The 14,380-nt window shown below is 54.0% G+C and carries 13 protein-coding genes; 9 read left to right on the top strand and 4 right to left on the bottom strand.

Annotated elements, in window-relative coordinates; genetic code table 11:
• Nucleotides 1-51: 51 nt before the first annotated feature.
• Nucleotides 52-1,650: a gamma-glutamyltransferase family protein gene (locus tag AC07N2_RS01005; protein WP_494776617.1), complete on the bottom strand. Its 1,599-nt coding sequence runs from the start codon at nt 1,648-1,650 to the stop codon at nt 52-54.
• Between the two features lie 493 nt (nt 1,651-2,143).
• Here AC07N2_RS01005 and ugpQ point away from each other — a divergent pair, with 493 nt between their 5' ends.
• From ugpQ to AC07N2_RS00975, 6 genes are all read left to right on the top strand, one after another.
• Nucleotides 2,144-2,926 carry a glycerophosphodiester phosphodiesterase gene (gene ugpQ, locus AC07N2_RS01000; RefSeq protein ID WP_494776616.1) on the top strand — a complete coding sequence of 261 codons (783 nt, stop codon included), beginning with the start codon at nt 2,144-2,146 and terminating at the stop codon, nt 2,924-2,926.
• 103 nt (nt 2,927-3,029) lie between these two features.
• A complete protein-coding gene (alaS, locus tag AC07N2_RS00995; RefSeq protein WP_494776615.1) occupies nt 3,030-5,636 on the top strand; it encodes an alanine--tRNA ligase in 2,607 nt (868 codons plus the stop codon).
• Nucleotides 5,637-5,867: 231 nt separating this feature from the next.
• The gene (locus AC07N2_RS00990; protein ID WP_173830621.1) at nt 5,868-6,095 is read left to right on the top strand and encodes a sulfurtransferase TusA family protein; all 228 of its coding nucleotides are present in this window, start codon (nt 5,868-5,870) and stop codon (nt 6,093-6,095) included.
• A 232-nt stretch (nt 6,096-6,327) separates the two neighbouring features.
• Entirely contained in the window at nt 6,328-7,077 is a 750-nt protein-coding gene (locus AC07N2_RS00985) for an electron transfer flavoprotein subunit beta/FixA family protein (RefSeq protein ID WP_494776614.1), read from the top strand.
• A gap of 65 nt (nt 7,078-7,142) precedes the next feature.
• Complete coding sequence (locus tag AC07N2_RS00980) at nt 7,143-8,072, top strand: electron transfer flavoprotein subunit alpha/FixB family protein (protein WP_494776613.1); 930 nt, start codon at nt 7,143-7,145, stop codon at nt 8,070-8,072.
• A gap of 137 nt (nt 8,073-8,209) precedes the next feature.
• Nucleotides 8,210-10,000: an acyl-CoA dehydrogenase gene (locus AC07N2_RS00975; protein ID WP_494776612.1), complete on the top strand. Its 1,791-nt coding sequence runs from the start codon at nt 8,210-8,212 to the stop codon at nt 9,998-10,000.
• A 10-nt stretch (nt 10,001-10,010) separates the two neighbouring features.
• Here AC07N2_RS00975 and AC07N2_RS00970 read toward each other — a convergent pair whose 3' ends face one another.
• The 3 genes from AC07N2_RS00970 to AC07N2_RS00960 form a co-directional block, all read right to left on the bottom strand.
• Nucleotides 10,011-10,397, bottom strand: coding sequence for a hypothetical protein (locus tag AC07N2_RS00970; RefSeq protein WP_494776611.1), 387 nt, complete (start codon nt 10,395-10,397; stop codon nt 10,011-10,013).
• Nucleotides 10,394-11,857, bottom strand: a complete 1,464-nt coding sequence (locus tag AC07N2_RS00965; protein WP_494776610.1) for an ammonium transporter — start codon at nt 11,855-11,857, stop codon at nt 10,394-10,396. Before AC07N2_RS00965 ends, AC07N2_RS00970 begins: the two co-directional genes overlap by 4 nt.
• A gap of 230 nt (nt 11,858-12,087) precedes the next feature.
• On the bottom strand, nt 12,088-12,438 hold the full coding sequence (locus AC07N2_RS00960; RefSeq protein ID WP_494776609.1) for an NINE protein: 351 nt from the start codon (nt 12,436-12,438) through the stop codon (nt 12,088-12,090).
• 245 nt (nt 12,439-12,683) lie between these two features.
• Between AC07N2_RS00960 and rpsP the strand changes: the two genes are divergently transcribed.
• Genes rpsP through trmD form a run of 3 tightly spaced genes read left to right on the top strand, consistent with a single transcriptional unit; the run spans nt 12,684 to nt 14,272 of the window.
• The gene (gene rpsP / locus AC07N2_RS00955) at nt 12,684-12,932 is read left to right on the top strand and encodes a 30S ribosomal protein S16 (RefSeq protein ID WP_494776608.1); all 249 of its coding nucleotides are present in this window, start codon (nt 12,684-12,686) and stop codon (nt 12,930-12,932) included.
• Between the two features lie 27 nt (nt 12,933-12,959).
• Complete coding sequence (gene rimM, locus AC07N2_RS00950) at nt 12,960-13,499, top strand: ribosome maturation factor RimM (protein WP_173830591.1); 540 nt, start codon at nt 12,960-12,962, stop codon at nt 13,497-13,499.
• A gap of 26 nt (nt 13,500-13,525) precedes the next feature.
• Nucleotides 13,526-14,272: a tRNA (guanosine(37)-N1)-methyltransferase TrmD gene (gene trmD, locus AC07N2_RS00945; RefSeq protein WP_494776607.1), complete on the top strand. Its 747-nt coding sequence runs from the start codon at nt 13,526-13,528 to the stop codon at nt 14,270-14,272.
• The last annotated feature ends 108 nt before the right edge of the window (nt 14,273-14,380 follow it).

Raw genomic sequence — 14,380 nt, 5'->3', positions numbered from 1 at the left:
ACGGGAACGTGAATTGATATGAATCTGATGCGTGTGAGTTGTCGATTGTGATTAGTAACCGACAGCCTGACCATCGCGACGTGGATCGCTGGCAGCGATGTAGCCGTTTTCGGTTTTCCAGATGAATTGACCAGCGCCGAAATCCATATAGCTGTCGGCGATGTTTTCGATCTTGTGACCGCGTGCCAGCAAGGCTGCACGTACATCTGGTGGCATCGTTTCTTCCACATCGACGGACATGCCGACGTTGACTTTCCAGCGTGGTGCATCGCATGCAGCTTGCGGTTGCTGGTTGTACGACAGCATGCGGATCAGGGTTTGTACATGGCCTTGTGGTTGCATATTGCCGCCCATGACGCCGAAGCTCATTTCCGGTTGACCGTCCTTGCTGAGGAAGCCAGGGATGATGGTGTGGAAGGGACGCTTGTTCGGTGCGACGCAGTTCGGGTGGTTAGGGCTGAGGTTGAAGCTGAAGCCACGGTTCTGCAAGCTGATGCCGGTGCCCGGTACGACTACGCCGGAGCCGAAGCCCATGTAGTTCGATTGGATGAAGCTGACCATCATGCCGCTTTCGTCCGCCGCGGTCAGGTAGATGGTGCCGCCTTTTGGTGGCGTGCCGTGGTTGAAGCGGGTGGCTTGATCCATCTTGATTAGCTTGGCGCGTTCGCTCAGGTAACCGTCGTCGAGCAAATCTTTGACGGTGACTTGCGTCATGTACTTTTCATCGGCGACCCATTTGTAGGTATCGGCGAAGGCGAGCTTCATCGCTTCGATTTGCAGATGTTGTGCTTCGACGGAATCGACTGCGAAACGTGTGATGTCTAGCTTGTCGAGGATGCCGAGTGCGATCAGCGCGGCGATGCCCTGGCCGTTCGGTGGAATTTCGTGCACGGTGTGACCGGCGTAATCTTTCTGAATCGGTTTGACCCATTCCGGCTGGAAGCCTGCCAGATCGGCGAGTGTCATCGCTGCGCCGTGTTCCTTGGCGAAGTTGACGATGGATTCTGCCAACTCGCCGTGATAGTAGGCTTCGCCATTGGTTTCTGCGATTTTGGTCAGGGTTTTAGCTGCGTCGCTGAAGACGAATTGTTCGCCGACGTGCGGTGCGCGGCCGTGCGGCATGAAGTTTTCTGCAAAGCCGGGTTGATTTTTCAGAATCGGGACGGCGTTGCTCCATTTCTTTTGCACAACAGGCGAGACCATGTGGCCGCGGGCTGCCAGTTCAATCGCAGGTTCCATCAAATCGGCGAAAGGCAATTTACCAAAACGCTTGGACAAGGCAACCCAGCTGGCGACAGCGCCAGGAACGGTGACGGTATCCCAGCCGCGTTCTGGCATGACGTTGTTGTGTTTTTGCTTGAAATATTCTGGTGTCCATCCTGCTGGCGACGTGCCGGAGCCGTTCAAGCCATGCAGTTCCTTGCCGTCCCAGACCAGTGCGAATGCATCGCTACCGAGGCCGCAGGAGACTGGTTCAACGATGGTGATGGCCGCTGCCGCCGCGATCGCTGCATCGACTGCGTTGCCGCCTTTAAGCAACATGCGCAGGCCGGCTTGTGCCGCCAGCGGTTGCGAAGTCGAGACGACGTTACGCGCAAAAAGTGGAGCGCGGATCGATGGGTATGGGTTGTTCCAGTCAAATGACGACATGATGTAATCCTGATATCTAGTTGCTTAGGCAGAGTGAAAATGATCTGCGCGAATGATGTTAATGCTGCTTCCGGATGAATGCGTATGCACCTCAGTGCGCCCGGTTGCGAAAGCGAGGACATTCTATCTGTTGTTCCTAGGGCCTGTTAATAGTTAATTTACGAGATGCGTTCCAGACAGAAAGCGTGGTGGCAAGACGCGTGGCGTAGCAGGTGGTGTTCCACCTGCAAGCCATGCAACGCAGCTAGCGCGCTTTCTGTCTGGAACCCTTCGGGAACGGCTACAGGCGTCGCCTGCCGTTGTTGCAGCTCCTTGCCGTAGTGCCGCTACGTCGCGTCGCTGCGCCTAGGCAGTCAACGCCTGTCGCGCGTTCGCACTCGCAAATTAACTATTAACAGGCCCTTGGTCTCGTATTGAAAATACAAGGTCTAATGGTTGATAAATGCGCATTGTTATATACACTGTCTCGCAACGAGTCGATTGGAAGACAACCATGTGGCCCTATCCCAAGATTGTTGCGCATCGCGGTGGCGGTGTGCTGGCACCAGAAAACACGATTGCGGCGATGCGCTGTGGTTTGACGCACGGTTTCCACGCGGTTGAGTTCGATGTGATGCTGTCTAAAGACGGCGTGCCCATCGTGATGCACGATCCTGATTTTGGTCGCACCGTGGCGGGCGAGGGCTGCGTGGCCGACTTCACCGCGCAGGAATTGACGGCACGCGATGCGGGGGCGTGGTTTGGCGAGGAATATATAGGCGAGCCGATTCCGACTTTCGAGCAAGTGGCCACTTTCTGCATGCACAACAATATCTGGATGAATATCGAGATCAAGCCGGTGCCGGGTTTTGAAGATCAAACTGGTTGGGTCGTGGCGCAGGCGACCAAGCGTATGTTTGAAAACAAGTTGGCTTACACGCCGGCAGCCTTGCCTTTGCTGTCTTCTTTCTCGTTCGCAGCCTTGCAGGCGGCGCAATTGGCGGCGCCGGATGTTCCGCGCGGCTTTCTGGTCGATGAAATTCCGCCGGATTGGAATGAGCGACTGCATACGTTGGGCGCGATCTCCCTGAACACCAATCACAAGAACCTGACGCCCCCTCTGGCGCGTGCGATCAAAGAGGCCGGGTTTGGCCTGTTTTGCTATACCGTCAACGAACCGGCCAGAGCGACAGAAATCCTGTCCTGGGGCGTCGATGGCTTCTGTACTGATCGAATCGACTTGATCGGTCCGCACTTCGGCAGCGCCGAAGGGCATATTTCCCCATCCGCGCGTTGACTGCTTGCGTGTGGTTTCGACCATGAAGTGGGCAGGGTTATCCTGTCCATATCACGTATAATCTCCCGTTTGCACCACCCATTTCCTTACTTTTAGCCAGAACATGAACTCGTCCGAAATCCGCGAAAAATTCCTGAAATTCTTTGAGTCGAAAGGCCACACTATCGTGGCGTCCAGCCCGCTGGTGCCGGGCAACGATCCAACGTTGATGTTTACCAACTCAGGGATGGTGCAGTTCAAGGACGTGTTTCTGGGTGAAGACAAGCGTCCGTATGTGCGCGCAACCTCGGTACAAGCCTGTCTGCGCGCTGGCGGCAAACACAATGATCTGGAAAACGTCGGTTACACCGCGCGTCACCATACTTTCTTCGAAATGCTGGGTAACTGGAGCTTCGGCGACTACTTCAAGCAAGATGCATTGAAATGGTCGTGGGAATTGCTGACCAAGGTCTATGGCCTGCCTGCCGAGAAATTGCTGGCTACGGTTTACATCGAAGATCAAGAAGCCTACGACATCTGGACCAAGGAAATCGGTCTGCCGCCTGAACGCGTCATTCGCATCGGCGACAACAAAGGCGGTCGCTACAAATCAGACAATTTCTGGATGATGGCTGACACCGGCCCATGCGGCCCTTGCTCGGAAATCTTCTACGATCACGGCCCACACATCGCGGGCGGCCCTCCAGGCAGCCCGGATGAAGATGGCGATCGCTTCATTGAAATCTGGAACAACGTTTTCATGCAGTTCGACATGGCTGAAGACGGCTCGGTTAAACCGTTGCCAGCGCCTTGCGTCGATACCGGGATGGGCTTGGAACGTCTGGCTGCGATTCTGCAACACGTACACAGCAACTACGAGATCGATACTTTCGAGGCATTGATCAAGGCAGCAGGCCGTGAAACGAATACCAAAGACCTCACCAACAACTCGTTGAAAGTGATCGCCGATCACATCCGCGCGACTGCTTTCCTGGTTGCTGACGGCGTGATCCCATCGAACGAAGGTCGCGGTTACGTACAGCGCCGCATCATCCGTCGTGCGATTCGCCACGGTTACAAGCTGGGTCAGAAAAAACCGTTCTTCCACAAGATGGTGAAAGATCTGGTTGAGCAGATGGGCGAAGCCTATCCAAAATTGAAAGCTGATGAACAACGCATCACCGAAGTGCTGAAGGCAGAAGAAGAACGCTTCTTTGAAACCCTGGCCAACGGTATGGAAATTCTCGATACGGCATTGGCTGGTACCAAAGTCTTGCCGGGCGAAGTGGCATTCAAATTGCACGATACTTTCGGCTTCCCGCTCGATTTGTCGGCTGACGTGTGCCGCGAACGTGGCATGAGCGTTGACGAAGCAGGTTTTGCTGCCGCGATGGAAAAACAAAAAGCTGCAGGTCGTGCGGCTGGCAAGTTCAAGATGGAACGCGCGGTTGAATACACCGGCGCGGGCAACGTCTTCACCGGTTACGAGCATTTGGAAGCACAGTCGACCGTGGTCGGTTTGTATTTCGAGGGCACGGCTGTGCAGACCTTGAAAGAAGGTCAGGCCGGTATCGTCGTCCTCGACACCACACCGTTCTATGCGGAGAGTGGCGGTCAGGTTGGTGATCAAGGTTTCATTAGTGCTGAAGGCGTGCAATTCGGTGTTGAAGATACGCAAAAAATCAAAGCCGATGTCTACGGCCACCACGGCATGCAAACGCAAGGCGCGTTGAACATAGGTGACAAAGTCAAGGCTGCAGTCGATGGCGCACGCCGCGCTGCAACCATGCGCAATCACTCGGTGACACACATCATGCACAAGGCTTTGCGTGAAGTGCTGGGCGACCATGTGCAGCAAAAAGGTTCGCTGGTTGATGCAGACAAAACACGTTTCGACTTTGCGCACAATGCCGCAGTGACGCACGATCAGATTCTGGAAATCGAAAAACGCGTCAATGCAGAAATTCTCGCCAATTCCGATACACAAGCACGTGTGATGGATATCGAATCGGCGCAGAAGACTGGCGCGATGATGTTATTCGGCGAAAAATACGGCGAAACCGTACGCGTACTCGACATCGGCACCAGCCGTGAATTGTGCGGTGGTACGCACGTTACCCGCACTGGCGATATTGGCCTGTTCAAAGTCGTTGGCGAGAGCGGTGTTGCTGCCGGTGTGCGTCGTATCGAAGCGATTACTGGTGCCAACGCATTGGCTTATCTGCAAGATCTGGAAGCGACTGTACATAGCGCTGCCGCAACCTTGAAGTCCTCGACGACAGAATTGCAACCGCGTCTGGTGCAAGTGCTGGATCAAGTAAAACAACTTGAGCGTGAAGTCGCTGCCTTGAAAGGCAAGCTGGCATCTTCGCAAGGTGATGAGTTGCTATTGCAGGCGGTTGATGTCAAAGGTATCAAAGTCTTGGCCGCCGTGTTGGAAGGCGCTGATGTGGCGACCTTGCGCAGCACCATGGATAAATTGAAAGACAAGTTGAAAACCGCCGCGATTGTGTTGGCTGCGGTCAATGATGGCAAGGTCAGTCTGATTGCAGGTGTGACGGCAGATTCCACCAGCAAGGTCAAAGCCGGCGATCTGATTAACTTTGTCGCGCAGCAAGTTGGCGGCAAGGGCGGTGGCAAGCCGGATATGGCGCAAGCTGGCGGTACGGATGCCAGCGGTTTGCCGGCAGCATTGCAAGGTGTTGTAGCCTGGGTCGGCGAACGCGTCTGATCCATTTCAGCCGGGAGTCAGCTTGTCTGGCTTCCGCCACTTGCTCATTTCCAATGAAAAATCGGGCGTGCCGCTGTGCACGCTGATTCTATTTTTCCATTGAGCATTAAAAGCGACGAATTAATGCAAGTAATTGTTAAATAAGCTGTATCTCGGGCGCTTCGGCATCCCGCTATTGCGTTTGAGAGTAGAATCAAACGCCCGAATTAGTACTGATGTGAGAGCATGACCATGGAATTTACCAAGGACCTCGATGCACGGGGTTTGAATTGCCCATTACCGATATTGAAGACGAAGAAAGCACTGGCAGAAATGGCAAGCGGCCAGGTGCTGCGTGTGCAGGCAACTGACCCGGGCTCGGTGCGCGATTTTCAGGCGTTTGCGAAACAGACGGGTAATCACCTGTTGGAGCAAAGCCAGGACAACGAAGTGTTCACGTTCTTCATGCAACGCAAATAAAACGATGGGTGCCGATGCGCACCCATGTTTTTTGTAATTAAAGTAGCAATTTTCTGGTGCGAGATGTACGGCCCTTGCGGCTGGCAAGCTGATTGCGCCCCTTGCTCACTCCCTGTTTTTCTTATCCCGTTAGACTAGTCAAATCTGTGTGTGCTGAAGGTCTGCGCCACTTCCGTTTATAATCTTGCCTAGTTTACATTTACGTCCTTGTGACTTTTTCAAAGGCAGAGCTATGAAAGTGTTGGTTCCAGTCAAACGTGTGGTTGATTACAACGTCAAGGTCCGCGTCAAATCGGATCAAACCGGTGTCGATATCGCCAACGTCAAAATGTCGATGAACCCCTTCGATGAAATCGCAGTGGAAGAAGCGACCCGTCTGAAAGAAGCTGGTAAAGCGACCGAAATCATCGCCGTCTCTTGCGGTATTTTGCAATCGCAGGAAACCCTGCGCACCGCGATGGCAATCGGTGCAGACCGTGCCATTCTGGTGGAAACCGATGTCGAGTTGCAGCCATTGGCTGTCGCCAAGTTGCTGAAGGCAATTGCCGACAAGGAACAACCGCAACTGATCATTTTGGGTAAACAGGCGATCGATGATGATGCCAACCAGACCGGTCAGATGCTGGCAGCCTTGCTGGACTGGCCGCAAGCAACTTATGCATCCAAGATTGAAGTTGACGGTGACAAAGTCAAAGTGACGCGTGAAGTCGATGGCGGTCTGGAAGTTGTTGCGCTGACCTTGCCAGCTATCGTCACGACCGATCTGCGCTTGAACGAACCGCGTTATGTGACTTTGCCTAACATCATGAAGGCGAAGAAGAAGACGCTGGAAAACTTCAAGCCAGCCGATCTGGGCGTTGATGTCACACCGCGTTTGAAAACCTTGAAAGTTGTCGAGCCAGCGAAACGCTCTGCAGGCATCATCGTGCCGGACGTGAAAACGTTGGTCGAGAAACTCAAGAACGACGCCAAAGTCATTTAATTATCTGTAGCAGTCGTGCGCATAGTGCGCCGCTGCTTCATAGACAAACATCACAGGAATTCATCATGACAGCACTCGTCATTGCCGAACACGATAATGCTTCCTTGAAAGGCAGCACCCTGCATACCGTTACCGCTGCCTTGCAATGCGGCGGCGAAGTCCACGTTCTGGTCGCTGGTCACCAAGCTGATGCCGCCGTGCAAGCCGCGGCAAAAATTACCGGTGTGACCAAGGTTCTGGTTGCTGACGGCGCACAGTTCGCCGACGGCCTGGCAGAAAACGTTGCGGCGCAAGCGCTCGCACTGGCTGCAAACTATTCGCATATCCTCGCACCAGCAACTGCTTACGGTAAAAACATTTTGCCGCGCGTGGCTGCCAAGCTCGACGTTGCGCAAATTTCTGAAATTACCAAGGTCGTTTCTTCAGATACTTTCGAGCGTCCTTTTTATGCCGGTAACGCCATCGCAACCGTGCAATCGTCGGATGCGATCAAAGTCATCACAGTACGTGCGACTGCATTTGATTCCGCAGCAGAAAGCGGTTCGGCGACAGTAGAAAACGTGACTGCAGTTGCCGACTCTGGCAAATCGTCATTCGTGTCGCGCGAGCTGGCAACATCTGCGCGTCCTGAATTGACTGCAGCGAAGATCGTCGTTTCCGGCGGCCGTGGTATGGGTTCGGCAGACAACTTCAAAATCCTCGAACCATTGGCCGACAAGCTCGGTGCTGCGATGGGCGCATCGCGTGCCGCAGTCGATGCCGGTTATGTGCCTAACGATTGGCAAGTCGGTCAGACTGGCAAGATCGTGGCGCCGGAACTTTATATCGCAGTTGGTATCTCCGGCGCGATTCAGCATTTGGCCGGTATGAAGGATTCCAAAGTGATCGTTGCGATCAACAAGGATGCGGAAGCGCCGATTTTCTCGGTGGCGGATTACGGCATAGTTGGCGATCTGTTTGAAGTTGTTCCGCAACTGGTGACAGAGCTAGGTTAAGTTAAATAGAGGTGGTGCAGCGGCAATGTCGTTGCATCAAAATGGGCAGGACGGGTAGCTTAGTAGTGCGTTCAGGATTTTTTCTGGCACACTGCAAATAGCTGAACGTCCTGCCCATTTTCTTTTAGGAGCCTTGCATGACTTACCTTGCCCCTTTGAAAGACATGCTGTTCGTGATGAACGAGCTGGCCGATCTGTCGGCCATCAATGCCTTGCCCGGCTGTGAAGATGCAACGCCGGAAACGGTGGAAGCGGTGCTGGAAGAAAATGCGCGCTTTTGCAGCGAAGTGATTGCGCCGCTGAACCAGACTGGCGATCAACATCCGAGCGAGTGGAAAGACGGCAAGGTCACCACCACGCCGGGCTTCAAGGAAGCATTCAAGGCTTACGGCGCAGCAGGTTGGCAGGGTGTGCAACATCCGGCAGATTTCGGCGGACAGGGTTTGCCCAAGCTGGTGGCAACGCCGTGCATGGAAATGTTGAATTCGGCGAATCTTTCGTTTGCCTTGTGCCCTCTACTGACCGACGGCGCGATCGAAGCGCTGATGACTGCCGGCTCCGACCAGCAAAAAGAAAAATTCCTTCCCAACTTCATTGCTGGTAAATGGACAGGCACGATGAACCTGACCGAGCCGCAAGCTGGCTCCGATCTTGCGATGGTGCGTTCACGTGCGATTCCGCAAGGCGACGGCACTTACAAAATTTCCGGTACCAAGATATTCATCACGTACGGCGAGCACGATATGGCGGAGAACATCATCCACCTCGTGTTGGCGCGCACGCCGGATGCACCGGAAGGCGTGAAGGGGATTTCCTTATTCCTGGTGCCGAAATTTTTGGTCAACGCCGATGGTTCACTGGGCGAACGTAATGATGCGTTTTGCGTATCGATAGAACACAAGCTGGGCATCAAGGCGAGTCCGACTGCTGTACTGCAATTCGGTGATCACGGCGGCGCCATCGGTACGCTGGTCGGACAAGAGAACCGCGGGCTGGAAACCATGTTCATCATGATGAATGCAGCACGCTTTGCGGTTGGCATACAAGGTATTAGCGTGGCTGAGCGGGCGTATCAAAAAGCCGTCGCGTATGCGAAGGATCGTGTGCAATCCAAGGATCTGGAAGGTTCGCCAACTGCGGTTTCGATTATTCATCAACCGGATGTGCGTCGCATGTTGATGTCCATGCGTGCGCAGATAGAGGCGGCACGTGCGTTGGCTTATGTCGGTGCTGCTGCTTCCGATGTGGCGCATCATCACACGGATGAAAAGGTGCGCAGCGCCAATCAGGCTTTCTATGAATTCCTGGTGCCTATCATCAAGGGTTGGTCAACAGAGATGTCGATAGATGTCGCATCTACTGGTTTGCAGATACATGGCGGCATGGGCTTCATTGAAGAAACCGGCGCGGCGCAATACTATCGTGATGCACGCATCCTGACGATATACGAAGGAACGACGGCGATACAGGCCAACGATTTGGTCGGTCGCAAGACTGTGCGCGATGGTGGTGCCGTTGCACGCAACATTATTGCGCGCGTGCGCGAAACGGAAGCTGAGCTAGCAGCCGCGTCATCAAAAGATTTGGCTGCGATACACACGCACCTCGCTGCAGCGTCCACTGCGCTGGAAGATGTGGTTGCTTATGTGGTCGCGAATATTCAATCCGATATCAAAGGGGTGTTTGCCGGTAGCGTGCCGTATCTGAAACTGGCTGGCATCGTGCTCGGTGGTTGGCAGATGGCGCGTGCTGCATTGATTGCACAAGCCAAGCTGGATGCGGGCGAAGGTAATGCGAAGTTTTATGAAGCGAAGCTGGCGACGGCACGCTTCTTTGCTGATTACTTTTTATCGCAGGCTGCCGGTTATCGTAGTGCGATTATTGCCGGCAGCAGTGGTGTGTTGGCACTGGACGAGACGCAGTTTTGATTGTGATGCGTTAGCGCAAACGCCCGATGTAGCCGCGATCAACTGGATCGCTGGTTTCAGGAGTTGCGGCGGGTGCAGTTGCTGCGGCAGCCGGAGTTGATGTGGGCGGTGCTGGTTCTGCCAAGCGCGTCAGCAAGGGTTGTCTTGGCTCCGTGCGTACAAACAAGCCTTCTTCGCCGAAGAACACTTCTTGCAATTTTTGTCCTATGTCTTGCACATCTGCGTTGGTGGAAAGAGACGCCATTTTCAATAAGTAGCGACAGTAAGCCGGATCGATGCGCATGTATTCGATATCGATAACCCGGCCGCTTTGTCGTCGCAGATTCACATGCAATCTGCCCATCAGGGCAAATGCATGTGTTTCCAGTTCTGCACGTGAGTGATGTTCATCCGTCATAGCACGTGCTCACCATGTTGTTCCAAATCCAAACCTTCTATTTCAGCTTCAGGCGTGACACGCAAGCCCACCAGTGCGCTGACGATGCCGAGTATCAGAGCGGTCATGACGGCGGAGAAAACGACGGTCACGACAACGCCGAAGGCTTGATTGCCGAAACTGCTTTGTGCGCCGCCTATGCTTTGCACTGCGAATACACCGGTCAACAGTGCGCCGACTATGCCGCCTATGGCATGTACGCCGAATACATCGAGTGAATCGTCGTAACCGAGTTTCGATTTGAGCGTAGTCGCACCCCAGTAGCAGGCGAGACCGGCGGCGACACCAATGACCAGCGCGCCGGTAACGTCGACAAAACCTGATGCCGGTGTGATGGCGACCAGACCCGATACTGCGCCCGACACCAGGCCAAGTACTGATGGCTTGCCGCGTCGTATCCATTCGATAAACATCCACGACAGTGCGCCGATGGCGGTAGCTATTTGCGTCACCAGCATAGCCATGCCGGCACGTCCGTCTGCGGCGACTGCGGAGCCCGCGTTAAAACCGAACCAACCTACCCACAGCATGGAAGCGCCAATCACGGTGAGGACAAGATTGTGCGGCGGCATCGGTTCCTTACCAAAGCCCAGGCGAGGGCCGATGATGACGGCGGCAACCAGACCGGAAACGCCGGCATTGATATGCACCACTGTGCCACCGGCAAAATCCAGTATGCCACGTGCTGCCAGCCAGCCGCCCGGTTCCCATACCCAGTGTGCCACCGGTGCATAGACAAAAATCGACCACAGCGTGATGAACATCAACAAAGCAGAGAACTTCATGCGTTCGGCGAAGGCACCGGTAATCAGCGCCGGCGTAATAATCGCGAACGTCATTTGAAACATGATGAAGACGCTTTCCGGGATGGTCGGTGCGATTTCACTGACTGTGACCTTGCCGGCTTCTTTCATGAATTCCATGCCGTGCAACAGCACGCGGTCCAGTCCGCCGATATAAGGCGAGCCGGGCGTGAATGCCAGGCTGTAACCGATGACGACCCAGATCACGGTAATCAGGCAAGTGATGACAAAGCTGTGCGCCATCGTCGCCAATACATTTTTCTTGCGCACCATGCCGGCGTAAAACAAGGCCAGGCCAGGTATCGTCATGAGCAAGACCAGCGCGGTCGCAGCCAAGACCCATGCGGTGTCGCCAGCGCTGATTTTGGATGCATCAACCAGAGTGGGTTTGCTGAGTGGTTCTGCTGCGGCCGGTTCTGGCGCAGTGGCCGCAGCAGGTTCGACTATCATCGGCATCGTGAGCGGTGCTGCTTGTTGTGCTTCTTGAGGAGGGCTTACGCTGGTAGCGGTGGGAGAGCTTGCTTCCGGCGGTGAAGATTGTGCCGAAGCAGTATTGAAGAGCAAGCCGGAAACCAGAACGGCTAATGCCAGCGAAGCAGATGCGGAACGCATAGTCATGAAACTCCCCTGATGACTTGAATTATTAAGCTGCGTGGCGATGCCACGCGTAGGTTTCATAAAAGCACTATGTGTGCCATGAAGAAATTCAAGTGTGGGAGTCCAGAACGGGCAGGTGACTCAGTTAACTAGATGCGTGCAGAGGTGAGTGCGCACTAGCGCTGCACATCGTGGTGAGACTCTTGCACTGTCGTGGGGCGGTGGTGCGAGGGACGGGGGTGCAGCGGTTTTTAACCGAGTGCGCCGCCAGTCAAATATAGATCGAATCCACGGGCGATGGTGGCGATCAATGCGGTTGAGCCCAGGGCGAAAGTGACGACGACTAATAGAATGTTGGCCCAGCCTGAATTGGATGTACGACCGGAATGTGCGTTGTGTTGCGCATCCCATTTCTCATCCGGTGTCAGACCTATGACCAAAGCGCCGATAAAACCGGCAAAGATGGAGAATGGCAGTGTCAATAGATGTACCCAGGCCCAAATATCCTTCTTGCCATAAAGATAAAACCGATGAAGGCCTAGCCCGCCAAATATTGCCGCAAGGAAAGTGCTGAGGGTTTTATTCTTGTGTTGAGTGGGCATATTGCGTCTATTAATAGGTAAAAAGAGGCTTTTATTGACTGCGGACGGGCTTTTTGCCATGCGCTGGGTATTGTAAGGGCAGACTCTGTACTCGTTGCAATTACCTGTATTCGCCCTGAAAACGACAATCTTGCGTGATTTGTCGCATTGCTGTTGCTAAAGCTGGTGAATGAGGTTGCAGGTGCAGCGCTACTTGGGCTATAATTTGCGGCTTTTTCCGTGTTCAGACACTTTTTGGAAATATTATGGTCGTTATTCGTTTAGCTCGTGGTGGTGCAAAAAAGCGCCCTTTCTTTAACATTGTTGCTACAGATTCGCGCAATCGCCGCGATGGTCGCTTCATTGAACGCATCGGTTTTTACAACCCGGTAGCATCGGGCGCTGAAGAAAGCGTTCGCATTGTGCAAGACCGTCTGGCCTACTGGCAAGGCGTTGGCGCACAATTGTCGCCGACAGTTGCTCGTTTGGTAGCGCAAGCTGGCAAAGCAGCTTAAGTTTTGTCGAATCAAACGGCATCGGGAATGAAAGTTCCTGAGGATTTGGTGCTGGTTGGTTACATCTCTGGTGCGTATGGATTGAATGGCTGGGTGCGGGTCAGACCCTATTCAGCCGATGCGGATGCATTGTTGAATGCCAAGACATGGTGGCTGGATAAGCCTGAATTCCATGACGTGGCGATGATGCAATCCAAGATTCATTCTGGCGATGTAGTCGCGCAGTTGATGGGTGTGGCCGGGCGAGATGCCGCGGAGGCGCTGAAAGGTGCAGCCGTGCAGATCCCGCGCAGTCATTTCCCGGCTCTGTCCGACAATGAATTTTACTGGGTCGATTTGATCGGCCTGGAAGTCGAAAATCTGCAGGGCGTACATCTGGGGCAGGTCAGCGACATGATGGACAACGGCGCGCATCCTATTTTGCGTGTGGCCGTACCTCAGTCGACTGAAGTTACTGATGCCAAAGCTGCGCCGCAAGAGTTGCTGATCCCGTTCGTTGAGCAGTTTGTCATCACGGTTGATCGAACAGCAAAAAAAATTACGGTGGACTGGGGACTAGATTATTAGTCGCTTCGTTTTGAGGAGTGTGCGAGATGCAATTTGATGTCGTCACGCTGTTCCCTGAAATGTTCACAGCGCTTACGCAGTCGGGTATTACACGACGCGCGTTTGAGCAAAAGAAATGTGCATTGTCTTTGTGGAATCCGCGCGATTTCACCAGTGATAAGCATCGTACCGTCGATGATCGTCCCTATGGTGGCGGTCCCGGCATGGTGATGATGGTTAAGCCGCTGGAGGCTGCCGTACAGGCAGCCAAGGCAAGGCAGGCAGAACAAGGTTTGGTTGCACCCCGCGTTGTGTATTTGTCGCCGCAAGGCAAGGCATTGACCCACGAGCGCGTGATGCAACTGACGGCAGAGCCGGGTTTGGTTTTGTTGTGCGGACGTTATGAAGCAGTCGATCAGCGTTTTCTGGATAGCTGCGTTGATGAAGAAATCAGCCTCGGCGATTTCGTCCTGTCAGGCGGTGAAATCCCGGCGATGGCATTGATGGATGCAGTGATTCGGCAATTGCCGGGTGTTTTGCATGATGATGCATCGGCAGTTGAAGACAGCTTCGTGAATGGCTTGCTCGATTGTCCGCATTACACGCGACCTGAAGTGTACGAAGGCACAGCGGTACCGGCAGTGTTGATGGGTGGCCATCATGTCGAGATCGAAAAATGGCGTCGTGAACGTGCACTGGAAGCAACCGCGAAGAAGCGTCCGGATATGATTATCAAGGCACGCGCCGCAGGATTGCTGACGCGGACCGATGAAAAGTTTTTAAGCAGTTTGTAATAGGCAGTTTGTTGTGTAGAGCAGGGAAGCAGTGCAATCCCTGCAATGTGTTAACCCCATCCTCTACCGGGCAATCAGTATCCTGGCGCCGGCAAGATGGTTATTGGA

The organism is Herminiimonas sp. GW821-FHT09C12 (assembly GCF_059416385.1).
This window is presented reverse-complemented; position numbering and strand designations above follow the sequence as displayed.

Bases quoted from the DNA above. Each gene is read 5' to 3' on its own strand.
- AC07N2_RS00990 (WP_173830621.1), top strand. From the start codon at position 5,868: ATGGAATTTACCAAGGACCTCGATGCACGGGGTTTGAATTGCCCATTA.
- AC07N2_RS00960 (WP_494776609.1), bottom strand. From the start codon at position 12,438: ATGCCCACTCAACACAAGAATAAAACCCTCAGCACTTTCCTTGCGGCA.
- trmD (WP_494776607.1), top strand. From the start codon at position 13,526: ATGCAATTTGATGTCGTCACGCTGTTCCCTGAAATGTTCACAGCGCTT.
- alaS (WP_494776615.1), top strand. From the start codon at position 3,030: ATGAACTCGTCCGAAATCCGCGAAAAATTCCTGAAATTCTTTGAGTCG.
- AC07N2_RS00980 (WP_494776613.1), top strand. From the start codon at position 7,143: ATGACAGCACTCGTCATTGCCGAACACGATAATGCTTCCTTGAAAGGC.
- AC07N2_RS00970 (WP_494776611.1), bottom strand. From the start codon at position 10,397: ATGACGGATGAACATCACTCACGTGCAGAACTGGAAACACATGCATTT.
- rpsP (WP_494776608.1), top strand. From the start codon at position 12,684: ATGGTCGTTATTCGTTTAGCTCGTGGTGGTGCAAAAAAGCGCCCTTTC.
- AC07N2_RS01005 (WP_494776617.1), bottom strand. From the start codon at position 1,650: ATGTCGTCATTTGACTGGAACAACCCATACCCATCGATCCGCGCTCCA.
- ugpQ (WP_494776616.1), top strand. From the start codon at position 2,144: ATGTGGCCCTATCCCAAGATTGTTGCGCATCGCGGTGGCGGTGTGCTG.
- AC07N2_RS00985 (WP_494776614.1), top strand. From the start codon at position 6,328: ATGAAAGTGTTGGTTCCAGTCAAACGTGTGGTTGATTACAACGTCAAG.
- AC07N2_RS00965 (WP_494776610.1), bottom strand. From the start codon at position 11,857: ATGACTATGCGTTCCGCATCTGCTTCGCTGGCATTAGCCGTTCTGGTT.
- AC07N2_RS00975 (WP_494776612.1), top strand. From the start codon at position 8,210: ATGACTTACCTTGCCCCTTTGAAAGACATGCTGTTCGTGATGAACGAG.
- rimM (WP_173830591.1), top strand. From the start codon at position 12,960: ATGAAAGTTCCTGAGGATTTGGTGCTGGTTGGTTACATCTCTGGTGCG.